This window comes from Clostridium tyrobutyricum DSM 2637 = ATCC 25755 = JCM 11008 (assembly GCF_000359585.1).
Classification (GTDB): Bacteria; Bacillota; Clostridia; order Clostridiales; family Clostridiaceae; genus Clostridium_B; species Clostridium_B tyrobutyricum.
On record NZ_APMH01000004.1, the window covers coordinates 125,993 to 142,345 of the forward strand.

A 16,353-nucleotide genomic window follows, 5' to 3' on the forward strand; every position below is an offset into this window, starting at 1 on the left:
AAGGTATGATTAAAACAGGGAATGGGTATAGATTTGGTTTTTACACAAATCTATACCCATTCCCCCCATTCCTACTCTAATAGACTATTTTTCCCCTGTATATCGTTCTCTTTACTTTTCCATATAATCTTTCACCTATAAATGGAGAATTACATGCCTTCGATCTAAAGCTTTCAACTATATACTGTTCATTTGGATCAAATACTACAATGTCAGCTCTATGACCTTCCTTTATATATCCCCTGTCCAATCCATATAAGTTGGCAGGGTTTACTGTAAGTTTTGAAATGAGCTGATTATAAGTCAAATGCCCTGGCTTTACCAAATTTGTTATAGCAAGTGAAAGTGCTGTTTCAAGACCTATCATACCACTTGGAGCTTCAGAAAGTTTTCTTTGTTTTTCCTCCTTGGAATGGGGGGCATGATCTGTAGCTATTATTTCAATTGTATTATCTTTTAGTGCTTCTATTATAGACTGTCTATCATCTTCTGTCCTTAAAGGTGGATTTACTTTAGCATTTAGCCCCTTTTGTAGAACAGCATCCTCTGTTATGCTGAAATGATGAGGTGTAACTTCAGCTGTTATATTACAAGCACCCATCTTTTTAGCCCATCTTATAAGTTCAACTGAAAGTGATGAACTTATATGCTGTATATCAATTTTTGAACCCGTTGACATTCCAAGAACCACATCTCTTGCCACAAGTACATTTTCTGCCTCATGTGGAGAACCTTTAATATTCAACTTTTTCGCTGTATTCCCTGCATTTATTCCATTTTCACATATGAGTTCAGGATCTTCTTCATGAAAACTTAAAGGAACATCCAATTTTTTTGCCATATTCATGGCTTCAACAACTGTCTTTGAACTCATAATAGGTTTTCCGTCATCTGAAAATCCTATTGCTCCAGCTAATTTTAGTCTTTCCATATCTACCAGTTTTTTCCCCTGCATGCCCTTTGTTATTGCAGCTACTTGAAGAACTTCAATTCTAGCTGATTTTGCCCTATTCAATATATACTCCAATGTTTCTACATTATCGACTATGGGCTTCGTATTTGCCATACATATAACCGTAGTATAACCACCTGCTGCCGCTGAATTAGAACCTGTAAATATATCTTCTTTATATGTAAGTCCAGGATCCCTAAAATGACAATGTACATCAACAAAACCTGGAGCAACTATACACTTAGAGGCATCTATTACATTCCTAATACCTTCGCAAGCAATATTTTTATCTATTCTTGATATATTTTCTCCATCTATTAAAATATCAAATATTCCATCCATTTTACTCACTGGATCAATAATATGCCCATTTTTTATAAGTATCATACCAAAACCTCCTCATTAACTCAGAATAATATGGAAATAATTACATTGTACTTTATTTAATAAACAATTGGATATATAATAAAAGTAAGGTAATTATATTTAATAAATGCAATAATCAATTATAATTATACAATAAAGAGAGAAGGATTTATATGTCAGAAAAAAAATCAACAATGAATAAGCACATTGAAAATATTTTTAATTCAATTGATAATATAGTTCTTACTGAAAAGGAACAAAAATTAAGAGTAAAACTGGGAACAAAAATATATAATGCTATTTTCACTGATGATGTTACTACAAGAATTAATATTGCTGATTTCTCAGATCTTGATTTAGTCAATGATAAAAACAATGAACTTGCATTTCTATTTTCAACTATATTTCCTGTATTCATCAAACAGGATGGTGTTGTATTCAGATTATACAAACACAAAATTGAAGTAGATTTATCCGATAGTATGGCTGATAGGTATTTGTTCATGTTCTCAGATGGAAGAATGACTTCTGGATTATTTGAATGTTTCAGACTTTATGATGATGAATATATATATGGAGTAAAGAGAATAATAAAAGTAATTCCTTTACTTAAACAAGCTGTAATAGATGCACTCGATTCATTAAGCCAAAATAATAAAAGCCTAAATACAAATATAACAGATCTTAGAAACAAAGTGGAAATTGCCAAAAACAATTATAAGGAATTACTAAATGAATTAAATTAACAATATTAGGAGAGATATATGAACTACGAAGGTATTGTATACAGACCGCCTAGCGAGGCCTATAGTTTGATAATTCAAATTACCATAGGTTGTTCTCATAATAAATGTACTTTTTGCAGCATGTATAAGAGTAAAAATTTCAGGATAAGAAATTTAGAGGAAATCTATGCCGATTTATATGAAGCAAGAGAAATCTATGGCCATGTAGATCGTATCTTTCTTGCAGATGGAGATGCTCTGATTCTTCCAGTTGAAAAGTTAAAATCAATACTTCTAAAAATAAAAGAAGTATTTCCAGAATGTAAAAGAGTAGGATCTTATGCTGCTCCAGCTGACATCTTAAGGAAATCTTATGATAACCTTGTAGAATTGAAAAGACTTGGATTAGGTATTCTATATATGGGTATAGAAAGTGGAAGTGACAACATATTAAAACAAATTCAAAAGGGAGTAACTTCTCGTGAAATAATAGAAGCTGGGAAAAAAGTAAAATCAAGCGGAATCAATCTATCTGTCACCTTTATCTCCGGTATAGGCGGGAAAGAGAAATTAAAAGAAAATGCAAGAGAATCTGCACATGTCATAAATGAAATAAATCCTGACTATATAGGTCTTTTAACCCTTATGGTAGAACCTGGAACCAAAATGTATAATGACATTGAATGTGGAAATTTCAATGTTCCAAATCCTGAAGAGATTATGCTTGAAACAAGAGAACTCATTAAAAATATTAATGTAACAAATTCTATTTTTAGAAGTAATCATGCTTCCAACTATATAGCTTTAGGCGGCACTTTATCAAAAGATAGAGATAAAATAATCAAGTTAATTGACGATGCCCTAAGTGGAAAATACGGTTATAAACCTGAAAATTTAAGAAGATTATAAAAATAGCTGTTGGATTAGCCAAGCCAACAGCTATAATAATTTTATTAATTGATGTTTGTTTTTTTAATAGTTGATTATTTGTATAATTAGTGCGGTATCTGCTATAAACAACCCTGGATATTCCAATGCAAATAGGTATAAATAAAACAAGATTAAAATAATGCATAGCCAAAACATTTTTTGAATGTTGAAAAAAAGGCAATCCAACTATAAGAATTGCTGAAGATAAAAATATAGATATTAGCGATTGTTTTGCAGTCATAATACATAATCCGGAACAGCTTAAAATATTTATCATAAATATCATAAGATGCCCATAGTGATTTTGATCCATCAATGATATTATTGATCCAAATATCATAATAAAACTTTACATCTTTAGGATAAGCTTTACAAAAAATAAAAGCCCTGCAGCTTTTATTTTTTGTAAAGTTTATTTATACATATTGTCAATTGAATTTTTCAACAGTGCAAAATTTTTTTCTAATGCATTTTCAATATCTATTAATTCATTTATTTCATCCCGTGTATAGTTTCTATATAATTTACCTATAGTTTGACTCAAAAAAGCTGCTGTTCTAAAATCAAAATTAGTATAATCAATTGCAATCTTTTCTCTTTTCAAAATAGCTTTTTCCATCCTATTGTACAATTCATTTCCATCTATTAAATAAACTACATTATCCTCTCTGTCTGAAATAGCAAACTCTCTATTCTCACAGTTATTCATTTTTATCTTCATAACTTTCTCCCCTATAGAATATTAAGAACAAATTTAATAATAATTATACCACATAAAACAGCCATACTTATACAAACCTTTTAACTAATATAAAAGTGCCCATATTTTTTATATAGACACTTTTATAAACTTACTCCTGGTTTTCTTTTTTTTCTTTTTTTGCTTTTCTTTTTTTATCAAATTTCTCAATTATACCAGGAACCAATTCTATAAGTTTATCTATGTTTCCCCTGTTATTATTTATTGGAATCATCTGCACCATTTCATCTTTTATAACAAGTACTGCATTTGGAACTATTTTAGCTCCTGCACCTAATCCACTTCCTGCTCCTTCATCTTTTTTTCCAGAATTATTTCCCTCTCCACCACCTGTACCACAGCCAAAAGTAACTGTTATGAACGGTACCAGAGTAATGTCATCTATTCTGATTGGGTCTCCAACTACAGTTTCAGTTTTAAAAAAGTTTTCCAGCTTTGAAAATAGCACTTCTGCATTTCCTTTAATATCCATTGATTATATCATCCTTTCTTTGATTAAGTTTCACTAACATTAAATTTTTGTTTTGTGTGTTTTTCTTTAGATATAGAATTTCTTCTAGTTTTCATAATTGGAACGATCAATTTAAGAATTGGGGCAATAAGTGATACAGGCAGTATCTTACCTCCTATACCCAATTTAATATCAATTATTTCTTGATAGAAATTAGGTTTTATATTTATTAAAATATTTTTAAATACAGGTTTTATCATATAAATATAACCTGCAGCAGTACCAGTTACAGATGGATCATCAAATCCATATTGACCATTTACTTCAAAGTTATCAGGTTTTACCTTATGTACTAGCTGCATTATGTACTCTTTATAGATATTTACTTGTCTTAATACAGAAAATACATTAAACTTATTTGATTCTCTTTTATCTTTATTTTTTTTAATGTCATGTTTTAAATTAAACTTTTTTTTGATAAACAAAATTTTAATTACCAGATCAACGTTTCCATCGTATCCTGATCCTTCTAATATAATACTATGAAACAAAAAACTTATTATAAAATTATATTTGACATTACTCTCTTTTAAAAAAACATATACCTTGTATTTTACTTGAGACAACATACAAATCAATACTATTGCTATTAAAATATATAAAATTACCATATTCCACCCCTCTATTAAGTATACACTAATATTTTATAATAAGTTTCATAATAAATATATATTTTACCTTATTTTTCTGATAAAATTTAAACTATATGGATAAATTTAAATAACTTAAGTACTTAGGGAGATGTAATTATGATTTTTTTCTTATATACCTCTGGAATTTTTGCAATTTTAGTGGGAATAATACTATTTCACAGACAGAATAAAAAAATAAAAAATAAAGATTACAATGAAATGGTAATAGTAAAATACTGGACTAGAAGAATGGTATTTAATATAATTGTAATGTTTTTCACTGTAATTTTAGTACTTTTTATAATTCCATTTTTCATATGGCACATAGGACCAAAAGAATTTGCAATCTCAGAAAAAATAATTGAGACGAAAGAATTAAGTCCTATTTCAACGAATGGTAAAAACAATTATGTTAGAGAAGTCAATGCAGACAATTCAAAAAACTATCAAATAAATACAGGGACTACACAAAATCCTTACTATGAAAGCTATAATTATAAATCTGTAGAGCTTATAAAACAGGACACAGATGATGCACAGTATGAAAAAATATATAAATACAGAATGAAAATACTAAAGGGAAAATCTTTAATAATTAAATCTGTAAATGATATATACAGCAATGTATACATACAATATGATGATGGTAAATATGTAGGAAGTAAAATAAAGATAATAATACCTAATTCTTAAAAAGCTATGATATAATATATTACATAATCAATATAAAAGGAGCAATAATTTTATGCTAAACTATTATGGAATTATAATGGGAATATTTGTGCTCATTTTAACTGGTTTAGGACATGTATTCGTAATTAAAGGTGAATACTATTTTGGAATAAAAATATGGATTCTATTTTTAATAATAGGTATTTTAGGTATAGTATTCTCTCTTTTAACAAAGAATATAATTTTATCAGGATTTCTAGGAATACTGGCTTTTACATTTCTTTGGGGAATACTTGAAGTATTCAAACAAAAAAAACGTGTTGCCAATGGTTGGTTTCCTAAAAAGAAATAATATATGTAAGGTGTTTTTATGAAGAGATATAGATTTTTTAAAATAATATTATTAGTATTGGTGATTATAGTAGTATATTCGAGTTATAAGATTTATTCAGCAAAAAATAACTTTAACGACATTTATAAATATAGTGAAATTCAAATACCTATGAATGGAAAGATCATATGGGATAATTCTACTGTAAAAAGTATATCAGTAAAAAACAACAATGGTCAGCCCATCAAAGTATATGCCTTTTTAAGTCCAGACAAAAAAACTATATTGATAAATCCTCCTGTAGAAGGTTATACGGAAAATAATTTATACTATATTACCATTTCCACAAATATTCATATGAAAAATTATAAAATAGGAAAAGACAAGGTTGTGAAATTCAAAGCAAAAGACGAAAATCTCCCAACTCCAAAAAAAGTAAAGAGAGAGCCTGAGTATGGTGATATAATAGGTACTACAGACAAATATATGGGTTATACTTATGATCACTATGGCGTGTATGTTGGAAACAATAGAGTCATTCACTACTGCAGTACAGATGGAAAAGTAGCGAATACAAAAATCCAGGAAACAAGTATATCCCCCTATTTTAGAGAAAATAAATTTTTTGTATTGGACCTTGGAAATTCAGCAAAATTCAGTGCAAATCAAACAGTAAAAAGGGCTCGAAGCAGATTGGGAGAAAAAAGTTATGATCTTCTGCAAAACAACTGTGAGCATTTCTCAGTGTGGGCAAAGACAGGAAATGCAAAATCCTATCAGATTGATAAATTATCTAGTGAGGAAATTGCACAAGTGAGATTATTTATGACCATGGGCATAAATCTTCAGTAACAAAAAGGCGTAATTCTATTAAATTTAATAAAATTACGCCTTTTTGATATATCTAGCATTAAACTTTAGTATTTAATTTTACTGAACATTATACATTCCCTTACTAGCCATATAATTGTATATTGACTCACCATGTTGTTGTTCTTCTTTTTGAATATGATTCAATAAATTTCTGGCATTAGTATCTCTGAACTCAAATATAGTAGTATCATAAGCTCCAGATACATATTTTTCTGTCATAAGCATATCCTTACAGAGTTCTGAATCATTTTCACTAACCATACCTGATTGTGCCTGTGCTCCAGCAGATGCTGCACTGTTTGAAGCCTGTGATTGAGCTGTATTTTGCTGTGAGCCACTATTTACGCTTGGAACCTGACCACTCAAAAGAGAATTTATGCTGTTTAAATGCTCTTTCTCCTGATTTGCATTGTTTTGAAATAACTGTTTTAATTGAGGATCTTTTGCCTGACTTGAATAATTAGTATATTTTTCAATACATAATTGTTCATGAGTTTTTTGATCTTCCAATAAAGTTCTTTCTTTGTTGCTTAAACTAATTGACATAAAAAATACCTCCAATAATTTCATTCAAAAATATTATTTCTCAATACAGTATTTTTTATTCTAATTATTAGCAATAATTTTTACATTTTAATTATATTATTAACATTTTAATTGAAAATGAATATATTAAAATTGTAAATAACTCTTTTAGAGGTGAAAACATTGTATCCAAAATTTATCCCTTATATGAATTCAAATTATATGCCTTCTCCAGCCATGTTTCCTAAAATGAACCTGCAACTGGCAAGAGTTTATATTCCCCTTCAGCCCTTCATCGGACTACTGCCATTAAATGAGGCATTAAAGCAGGGAACCATATTTCCAAACCTTGTAATGCCTTATAAAAAAGCAGAAAAAAGATGATTATAAATTAGGAGGAAGAAACATGAGCGATAGAAAAAAACTATTGAACAAAATAAGACAGCTGGAGTTTGCAGCAATAGATTTGAACCTATATCTCGATAACTTTCCAAACAACAGAGATGCACTATCTGCTTACAACAAATATACCAAACAACTAATATGTCTAAAAAAAGAATATGAAGACAATTACGGCCTTTTAACTAATTTTGGTTCCAGTACAAGCAAATATCCGTGGAGCTGGATAAACGATCCATGGCCATGGGAACCAGAAGCATATCGAGAATAGGAGGATAATAATATATGTGGAATTATGAAAAGAAATTAGAATATCCCGTAAATATAAGAAAAAAAGATGTGAAAATGGCTAAATATTTAATAACTCAATTTGGTGGACCAGATGGAGAATTAAGTGCCTCCATGAGATATTTGACTCAGCGTTATACTATGCCAACTGGTAAAACAAAGGGACTTCTTACAGACATAGGAACGGAAGAGCTTGCACATGTTGAAATAATAGGAACCATGTTTTATCAATTGGTAAAAGATGCTTCTCCAAAAGAATTGGAGTCTGTTGGTCTTGGAGGTCACTATACACAGCATGATCATTCACCATTTTTAGTAGATTCAAATGGAGTTCCATGGACTGCAGCCTATTTTGCTTCTACTGGAGATCATATAACAGATCTTCATGAAGATCTAGCTGCAGAAGAAAAAGCAAGAACGACTTATGAACACTTAATGAATCTAACAGATGATCCTGATCTATTAGACGTATTGAGATTTCTCAGACAAAGAGAAGTTGTCCACTTTCAGCGTTTTGGAGAGGCACTTATGGGCATACAGGACGGAGTAGGAATGAAAAAGAATTATTATATGAAACCTCAAAAAGGATGCGACTGCTAAAATGGGGGGTCAGATATTCTGGCCCCGCTTTTTTATTCAAATATATTTTTTACTTTATTTAATATTTCATAGTTGGTTAAATCATAGTGAAGCGGAGTGAGAGTTACAAATCCTCTTTTTACGTAGTATAGATCAGTTCCTTCTATATCATAACCAGTAAGTTTTCCTTCCTGATAAAAACCTTTGTTATTATTTTCATCCTTTTTTTCTATAAAAAAGTCATCGTACATTTTAAATCCGGTCCTACATACTTTCATACCTTTGATTTCTTCCCTTTTTACATTTGGGATGTTTAAATTCAACACCACATCATCTTTCAAATACTTCTGACCTGCTATATTTAAAACCTTGTTTGCATAATCAGCAGCTATACTATAGTCATAATCCTGATTTCTGGTATCCATTGAAACTGCCATAGATGGTATTTTACATATTGCAGCTTCAATTGCAGCAGACACTGTGCCAGAATAGACTACATCTATACCTATATTATATCCCTCATTTATACCGGATATAACCATATCAACTTTCCCACCTACAAGTTTATCCACTGCAATTCTAACACAATCTGCAGGTGTACCATCTATACTGTAAGCCCTAGAATTCAATCCTTCTATCTTCTGCTCCTTAACTTCAATTCCACTTCTAACTGTTATAGAATGACTGCTTGCACTTCTCTGTTCACTAGGTGCTGCAATTATTATTTCGTTATCACATTCAAGACGTCTGGCCAATGTATGAATTCCTTTAGCATTTATACCATCGTCATTGGTTAATAATAGTTTCATATTTTACCTCCAGTATTATCGATTATTCAATATTTACATTTTTAACATTCTTTGTTCTCAAGAGACTTATCATTATCTGTTTTATCTCATCCTGTTCTCTAGTGTACAATCTGAATATAATTCTAACTTCCGAAACATTATTTACCTTATGATTTCTATTTACCTGTATATTGGATACCCTTACTTTTGAATTTTTCAGTACATCAAGTACAGGATTAATACCTTCAACTGATACATCTGCTATACCAGTTGAGTACATAACAGTTTTCTGCATCTTATTGAATATTTCAAGCCCTATGAGTATCAATGCAGTGGCACTTATTCCAGGTATATACATTCCTGCTCCAATTGCGATACCTATTCCTGCCGTAGCCCATAATCCTGCAGCAGTAGTAAGACCTCTTACATTTTGATGTTCCACAATTATTGTGCCTGCCCCAAGAAAACCTATTCCACTTACCACCTGGGCAGCAACTCTGCTTGGGTCCAGTGAAACAGACTGGGTATTAATCAAATCCATGAATCCATATTTTGAAACTATCATAATAAGTGCACTTCCAAGTGCAACTACAAAATGAGTTCTTAATCCAGCTTCTTTATAATGGCTTCTTCTTTCAAAACCTATTAAAGATCCCAATACTCCTGAAATCAATAACCTTAGCATCAACTCCCATTGATCCATTATATCTCCCCCTTTAGTCAATTATTAACTGATTGTTCTATTTCCTTCCATATTTCCACTGTACTCTTTTTCTCAAAATTATTATACCTACTTCCCTTGATTAAAGTATCAAATTGACATATTGATGAGTAGAGACAGAAATCACATCCTTTTCTCACATTGTCTTTATAAGGACATACTTCTATATCACCCTCAAGTATTCTTTCACACAGTTCTGCCATGAGTTTTCTGACATATTTTCTAAGAATGCTAAATTGGTTCATTGTTGCAACAGAAGATTTACTAGAAGAAATATTTCCATCTTTTTTTAGAGAAGCAGGTATTATATTGGATGGTCCACTTATCTCATTATCCATATCTTTTATTATATCAGCATCGTCTAAAAGCAATCCATTCATCCTAAGGCTCTTCATTATATTCTTTTCTATTTCATTATAGGTAATATTGCCTTTTCCGTTTACTATAGGATCATCCAGTTTAAAGTATAATATGCCACCTGGAATAGCTGCCTTATTCATTTTAGATTCAAGCTCATCAAGTATTACATCCAAATATACCAGAAGTTGTATTTGAAGTCCATAGTATAAATCCGAAATATTGAATTCTTTTACTCCAGATTTATAATCTATTACTCTAAGATAGCTTATTCCATCCTTTTCCATTATATCTATTCTATCAACTCTTCCTACAAGTTCAATATCTTCACTAGAATGTAACTTTACTGAAATTGGAGGAAAATCTCCATGATTTCCAAATGACACTTCATAACCTGCAGGATTAAATTTACTCTTCTTTATATGTTCTGTTATAAGCCATACTGCTCTTGTAATTACCCTATTTATTCTCCTTGTAACATGTCTGTATCTACTTGAACTATTTAATATGGATTCACCCCTGTTATCCAAAGTAGTTTTAATAATTTCAGATACCTTTTCACTGCACCACTTTCGGTCTATATCCCTCCACGTTAAATTTTCTTCTCTCAATTTTTTAGAAAATATCTCCAGCATACTGTGCATAAAACTTCCAAGATCAGGAGGGCTCAGGTTATATATTTTTCTCTGTTTGGCTTTTAATCCATATTGTACAAAATATGCAAAAGGACACTGTACAAACTTTTCAAGTTTTGAAACACTCATATTCATATGCCTTCCGTAAAGTTTCCTAACCTTTGAGGTATCCGTAATTTCAGCTTCATTTGTATAATAGAATCCCTTCAGTACATTATTTAATTTTGTGTTCCAATTTTTATTAGTGCTATACCATCTGTATACATCTATCCAGATAGAATTTTCTAATTTTTCACTTGAAATATTTTTAGTAATGTTTTCTATAAGTCCATTAAATGTACCACTTGGCACGCTTATATTGTTTATATCATTAAATTTTTTCTGATCCATTACATCGCTTTCTTCTATTAGAGCTGGAAATAATTTTTTTATTCTGGAAATTATAATAGAAGGTCTTTTAGTCTTTCCATTGTCATCACCCATGGAATAACTAAGCCTAATGTATCTATCCATTATAGTTAAAGTTGTATACATCAAAAATTGTTCTTCAAAAGCTTTAGTCCTTGCATTTTCAGAAATTTCTATACCTCTCTCTTTTAATTCTTCCCTGTCCGCATCTGTAATTACCCCATTGGATGGTATGGTAGATGGAAACACTCCATCATTAACACCTATTATATAAAGAGCTCTAACATCATGGCTTCTAATTCTTGTTACATTTCCAACTAGAACCTGGTCAAGTGCAGGTGGTATTACACCTATTTCATACTCTTTAAATCCTGAAGTCAAAACCTGTGCAAATGTATCCAAACTAAAGCTGTCCTTACCTATTGTATCTACTATTTGATCAAGTGTATCCACAACTATATCCCATATCTGGCTGTATTCATTTGCTATATCAAGTTTGGATTCCTGCTGAAATTTTCCTATAATATTTTCAACTTTTTCAGGTATTTTAATATCACATAGAAATTCATAAAGCCCCCTGCACTTATCCTCTCCATTTTTTCTTCCCTTGATTGACTGTGACAGTCTTATAATTGGCTCTCTTACCCTATCTCTTATTGAATTTATTTTTTCCACAAACTCTTCCATGTAAGAATTCTCTTTATCCTCATTTATACTGTATATGGTTTTGAATTTCCATGGTTCCTCCTTAAGCCAAACAGAACCCTTTATTCCATTTTGGAGAACATAGTTTTCAAGTATATCTATATCCGACAGTTCTATATCAAGAAGCCCGGTTTTCAAGTATCTAAACACAGATTCATAAGACCAGTTTTTTGATATTATTTCTACAACAGAAATTATTAGAACTATAATTGGATTACTGTCAATACTTCTTCTCTTATCTATAAAGTACGGTATGTCGTATTGATTGAATACTGCCTTTACTATACTTTCATATCCATCAAGATCGCCGGTTACTACTGCAACATCCTTAAATCTAAACTTCTTGTCTCTGCATATTCTAATTATATCATTGGCAGTGTTGCTTACTTCTGTATACTTGTTCAATGCCTTAAATATATTTATATTATTGGTATTATATTTATATTCAGCATAAGGATAAGAAAATAAATAATGCTCTAAATGTTGAAGTTCTTTATTATCTTTGAATTTATAACATGGGCTGCTATTTAGTACAACTGGTTTTTCATAAGATATATTATTTTTTTCACACAATTCAAGAAGCTTTTTTTCCGTAAGTTTGGTAGGGAGAAAAAGATCTGTGCCTGTGTTATCATTGAAATCCATACACAATGTGAAATTGACTTTACTGGACTTTCTCATGAGCTTTTCTAAGATTGTATATTCTTGAGGTGTAAAACTTGAGAATTCATCTACCCATACTTCTGCTCCAGAAAACATCTTAGACTCATCCAACTTTTCAGCAAGCATACTCAACATATCCTCTTCATCTATATATGCCCTGCTCAATCTATCCTGGAACTCTGAAAATATTACTATTATATCTTCCAGTTTACTTCTTAAACTAACATTTTCTATTCCATCTAAACTTCCCCTCAATATATCGGCAGTTATATTATATTTTTTCAGTTCCTTTATAGTATTGGACATATTTGATACCAAGCCCTGATTTCGAGAAGTTTTTTTGAATACCTTAAGATTATCCCTATTTTCTTCTATTATTTTATATATGAGAATATTTTTTCCCGAATCATTTATATGCCTGTTTATACCTCCGCCTACTTCATCTAGAATATGATCTGCCATTCTTCTGAAACTCAATACCTGTGCCTTAAGTATTGATCTCTCACCTGCAAATTCTATTAAATTTTTTTCTGATTGAAATGAAAACTGCTCTGGTACCAAAAGTATAAGAGAATTAGTAGAATTATCTTCAATCCTTTTCTTTATACTCTGAAGACAATAATGGCTTTTTCCACTTCCCGACTTGCCATATATGAATTTTACACCCATGGAAACACCACCTCTATTCAATTCATAATTATTCGATGTGCAGATTGCAACTACTAATTTTATATTATATATACATATATTAAATAAAGCCCTGCAAATATGCAAGGCTTTATTTAATATATTTTAAAATTTTAATTATTGAATAATTTTTTCATTACTTCGTAATCATCTGTAGTTATAGGTCTAAATTGATATCCCTGATTCTTTAATATCCTAATCACTATAGGAAGTGCTTCCACAGTAGCCTGTTTAGTTGATGCATCATGCATCAGTATAACCATTCTTTTTTGTCCTACATCATATTTTTTAAAATTATTTACTAGAACATCTACCTGTGGATACTGATATTCACCATCACCAGTTTCCTCATTCCAGTCTATATATTTATACCCTGAATTTTCTGCTGCCATCTGATAAGATAATCTATTAAAAGATCCTCCTGGAAATCTTATGAGCTTCTTATCATAATCTCCTATTACTGAAGATATTGTATCTTCATTTTTCTTTAGATCATTTAAAAAATTGTCCTGGCTTGAATACAAATATCCATAATCGTGGGAATAAGTATGGTTTCCAATAGTATGTCCTTCTGCCTTTTCACGCTTTAACATTTCAGGATTTTGTTTAACCATACTTCCTATTACAAAAAAAGTAGCTTTAATATTATTCTCCTTCAATATATCCAATATTTTAGGAGTATTATTGGCACTCGGTCCATCATCAAAAGTTAAATATGCTATTTTAGCATTTGGTGATAACTTTGGTAAATCAGTATTCTTTACAACATTACTTTGTCCACTTTTGTTGTTGTTCTGTTTCCCCTGAGCTTTAACAGGATCATCCTTACTTGCCGCTATTTCTTTATTGCCAGTAGTATTATTGTATTCTGCCAGTTTAACTCCTGCAAAAGATGACATACAAAACAATACAACAAATAAAAAACCAATAGTAAATATAAAGCCATGCTTTCTTCTTTTTTTCTTCATAATATATGTTTGTTCCCCCTTGTGCTTGTACATTATATATCCATTTTATCACAATAAACTCTATCAAAATGTACAAATCTACAACAAAAGGTTACAATTTAGTTACAATTTAGTTACACTTTTTTAAGATTCTTTTTTGTATTGGAGAGCTGCCTTTCCTTCGTCACCACTGCTTATTCTTATAATGTTCTCCACATTATATATAAATATTTTACCATCTCCCATATTCCCTGAATACAATATCTTCTTAGCTGTTTCTACAACAGTTTCTACAGGTATTTCACAAACTACAACTTCAACTTTAACTTTAGGGAGTAAGTTTATATCCATAGTCACTCCACGATAATATTCCTTGTGACCTTTTTGCATTCCGCAGCCTAATACATTTGTTACAGTCATACCTGTTATTCCAATATCACCTAGAGCATTTTTCAATTCCTCAAATTTACCCTGTGAAGTAATAATGTCTATCTTAGTAAACTTTTCAGCCATTTGATTTTCCTCCTCAAATAAACATATTCAATATATAATATATTATGCAGTTATATAAAATTTAATCCAAGTAAAAAATATTTTAGCTGTTCATTCCTCCATAAGCTTCTTCACTATGCTGAGTAACGTCCAAACCTGTCTGTTCATCAAGTTCTGATACTCTTATGCCGCTTACTGCTTTAATTATCTTGATTATTATAAATGTAACTACTGCCGAATATACAATAGTTGCCAAGATAGCTGCTATCTGAATTAAAACCAATTTAGGATTTCCATGTATTAAGCCATTTGCGCCTCCTGAATTTATAGCTTTCCATGCAAATATTCCTGTAGCAATTCCTCCCCAGATTCCCCCAACACCATGGCATCCAAAAGCATCTAGTGCATCATCGTATCCTAATTTGGATTTCATGAATGTAACTGATGAATAACATATAATTCCACCTATAAATCCAATGAGTATTGAAGCCAATGGACTTACAAATCCTGCTCCAGGTGTTATAGCTACAAGCCCTGCAACTATTCCACTTGCAACTCCAAGTGAAGTTATTTTCTTTCTATATATATATTCACTTGCACTCCAAGCTATAGCTGAAGCAGCCGCTGCTGTATTGGTAGTTATAAATGCATTTACAGCTATACCATTTACCCCGAGTGCACTTCCTGCATTAAATCCATACCATCCAAACCATAATAATGCCGCACCTAAACAAGTTAATGGAAGATTGCTAGGCTTGCCTATATTTTTTCGTTTTCCAAGTACAAGTGCTACAACAAGTGCAGATACACCAGAACTTATGTGAACTACATCTCCACCTGCAAAATCAAGTGCTCCAAGATTTTTAATCCAACCACCTGCTCCCCATACCCAGTGAGCAAGAGGATCATAAACAAATGTCGTCCAAAGTATAATGAAAACTATCCATGGGATAAACTTCATTCTCTCTGCAATTGCTCCTGATATAAGTGCTGGTGTTATTATTGCAAACATCATTTGAAACAGCATAAATACTTGCTGAGGTATAGTAGATGAATAATCTCCATTTGGCAAAAATCCTACACCTTTTAGTCCTGCAAAATTAAATCCCCCAATAAATCCTCCAATATCAGTTCCAAAACTCAATGTATATCCTATGAGTATCCATTGGACAGATATTATTGCTAGTGCTGAATAACTGTGAAGAGTAGTGTTTAATGTATTTTTTCCCCTGACCATTCCTGAATAAAATAATGCCAATCCTGGTGTCATTATCATTACTAGTGCTGCACAAATAATTACAAATACTGTATCTACTCCGCTTATTGCGCTCATTAAAAATACCTCCCTTATAAAAATGTAAATATAAATTAATGCGTTTTCTAAAGTTTTGTTTACTTAAGTATTTT

At 31.0% G+C, this 16,353-nt stretch carries 19 protein-coding genes; 8 read left to right on the top strand and 11 right to left on the bottom strand.

Annotated features, from left to right (window positions below):
- Nucleotides 1–76: 76 nt before the first annotated feature.
- Nucleotides 77–1,339 carry a dihydroorotase gene (locus J418_RS0103670; protein WP_017750447.1) on the bottom strand — a complete coding sequence of 421 codons (1,263 nt, stop codon included), beginning with the start codon at nt 1,337–1,339 and terminating at the stop codon, nt 77–79.
- Nucleotides 1,340–1,491: 152 nt separating this feature from the next.
- Between J418_RS0103670 and J418_RS0103675 the strand changes: the two genes are divergently transcribed.
- Both J418_RS0103675 and J418_RS0103680 read left to right on the top strand, forming a co-directional pair.
- Nucleotides 1,492–2,064, top strand: coding sequence for a hypothetical protein (locus J418_RS0103675; RefSeq protein WP_017750446.1), 573 nt, complete (start codon nt 1,492–1,494; stop codon nt 2,062–2,064).
- An 18-nt stretch (nt 2,065–2,082) separates the two neighbouring features.
- A complete protein-coding gene (locus tag J418_RS0103680; protein WP_017750445.1) occupies nt 2,083–2,952 on the top strand; it encodes a radical SAM protein in 870 nt (289 codons plus the stop codon).
- Between the two features lie 433 nt (nt 2,953–3,385).
- Here J418_RS0103680 and J418_RS0103685 read toward each other — a convergent pair whose 3' ends face one another.
- From J418_RS0103685 to J418_RS0103695, 3 genes are all read right to left on the bottom strand, one after another.
- On the bottom strand, nt 3,386–3,694 hold the full coding sequence (locus tag J418_RS0103685; protein WP_017750444.1) for an STAS-like domain-containing protein: 309 nt from the start codon (nt 3,692–3,694) through the stop codon (nt 3,386–3,388).
- A gap of 130 nt (nt 3,695–3,824) precedes the next feature.
- Complete coding sequence (locus tag J418_RS0103690; protein WP_017750443.1) at nt 3,825–4,205, bottom strand: GerW family sporulation protein; 381 nt, start codon at nt 4,203–4,205, stop codon at nt 3,825–3,827.
- Between the two features lie 23 nt (nt 4,206–4,228).
- Complete coding sequence (locus tag J418_RS0103695) at nt 4,229–4,855, bottom strand: DUF2953 domain-containing protein (RefSeq protein WP_017894816.1); 627 nt, start codon at nt 4,853–4,855, stop codon at nt 4,229–4,231.
- Nucleotides 4,856–4,993: 138 nt separating this feature from the next.
- Here J418_RS0103695 and J418_RS0103700 point away from each other — a divergent pair, with 138 nt between their 5' ends.
- The 3 genes from J418_RS0103700 to J418_RS0103710 are packed head-to-tail and all read left to right on the top strand — an operon-like array spanning nt 4,994 to nt 6,731.
- The gene (locus J418_RS0103700) at nt 4,994–5,569 is read left to right on the top strand and encodes a hypothetical protein (protein WP_017894817.1); all 576 of its coding nucleotides are present in this window, start codon (nt 4,994–4,996) and stop codon (nt 5,567–5,569) included.
- Between the two features lie 52 nt (nt 5,570–5,621).
- Nucleotides 5,622–5,900, top strand: coding sequence for a DUF4491 family protein (locus J418_RS0103705; RefSeq protein WP_017750440.1), 279 nt, complete (start codon nt 5,622–5,624; stop codon nt 5,898–5,900).
- Nucleotides 5,901–5,918: 18 nt separating this feature from the next.
- Entirely contained in the window at nt 5,919–6,731 is an 813-nt protein-coding gene (locus J418_RS0103710) for a lecithin retinol acyltransferase family protein (RefSeq protein ID WP_017750439.1), read from the top strand.
- 78 nt (nt 6,732–6,809) lie between these two features.
- Here the strand turns inward: J418_RS0103710 and J418_RS0103715 are convergent, their stop codons facing one another.
- The gene (locus tag J418_RS0103715) at nt 6,810–7,298 is read right to left on the bottom strand and encodes a spore coat protein (protein ID WP_017750438.1); all 489 of its coding nucleotides are present in this window, start codon (nt 7,296–7,298) and stop codon (nt 6,810–6,812) included.
- 153 nt (nt 7,299–7,451) lie between these two features.
- Here J418_RS0103715 and J418_RS15425 point away from each other — a divergent pair, with 153 nt between their 5' ends.
- The 3 genes from J418_RS15425 to J418_RS0103730 are packed head-to-tail and all read left to right on the top strand — an operon-like array spanning nt 7,452 to nt 8,564.
- A complete protein-coding gene (locus J418_RS15425) occupies nt 7,452–7,661 on the top strand; it encodes a spore coat associated protein CotJA (protein ID WP_235807023.1) in 210 nt (69 codons plus the stop codon).
- Between the two features lie 22 nt (nt 7,662–7,683).
- Entirely contained in the window at nt 7,684–7,947 is a 264-nt protein-coding gene (locus tag J418_RS0103725; protein WP_017750436.1) for a spore coat protein CotJB, read from the top strand.
- A gap of 14 nt (nt 7,948–7,961) precedes the next feature.
- The gene (locus J418_RS0103730) at nt 7,962–8,564 is read left to right on the top strand and encodes a manganese catalase family protein (RefSeq protein ID WP_017750435.1); all 603 of its coding nucleotides are present in this window, start codon (nt 7,962–7,964) and stop codon (nt 8,562–8,564) included.
- A gap of 32 nt (nt 8,565–8,596) precedes the next feature.
- Here the strand turns inward: J418_RS0103730 and surE are convergent, their stop codons facing one another.
- The 6 genes from surE to J418_RS0103760 all read right to left on the bottom strand — a co-directional run bounded on the left by surE (nt 8,597) and on the right by J418_RS0103760 (nt 16,279).
- Nucleotides 8,597–9,352 carry a 5'/3'-nucleotidase SurE gene (gene surE, locus J418_RS0103735; protein ID WP_017750434.1) on the bottom strand — a complete coding sequence of 252 codons (756 nt, stop codon included), beginning with the start codon at nt 9,350–9,352 and terminating at the stop codon, nt 8,597–8,599.
- A 22-nt stretch (nt 9,353–9,374) separates the two neighbouring features.
- Nucleotides 9,375–10,034: an MgtC/SapB family protein gene (locus J418_RS0103740; RefSeq protein ID WP_017750433.1), complete on the bottom strand. Its 660-nt coding sequence runs from the start codon at nt 10,032–10,034 to the stop codon at nt 9,375–9,377.
- Between the two features lie 17 nt (nt 10,035–10,051).
- On the bottom strand, nt 10,052–13,489 hold the full coding sequence (gene addB, locus J418_RS0103745; RefSeq protein ID WP_017894818.1) for a helicase-exonuclease AddAB subunit AddB: 3,438 nt from the start codon (nt 13,487–13,489) through the stop codon (nt 10,052–10,054).
- A 131-nt stretch (nt 13,490–13,620) separates the two neighbouring features.
- Complete coding sequence (locus J418_RS0103750; RefSeq protein ID WP_017750431.1) at nt 13,621–14,475, bottom strand: polysaccharide deacetylase family protein; 855 nt, start codon at nt 14,473–14,475, stop codon at nt 13,621–13,623.
- 123 nt (nt 14,476–14,598) lie between these two features.
- On the bottom strand, nt 14,599–14,967 hold the full coding sequence (locus J418_RS0103755) for a P-II family nitrogen regulator (protein WP_017750430.1): 369 nt from the start codon (nt 14,965–14,967) through the stop codon (nt 14,599–14,601).
- 82 nt (nt 14,968–15,049) lie between these two features.
- Nucleotides 15,050–16,279: an ammonium transporter gene (locus tag J418_RS0103760; RefSeq protein ID WP_017750429.1), complete on the bottom strand. Its 1,230-nt coding sequence runs from the start codon at nt 16,277–16,279 to the stop codon at nt 15,050–15,052.
- Nucleotides 16,280–16,353 lie beyond the last annotated feature (74 nt).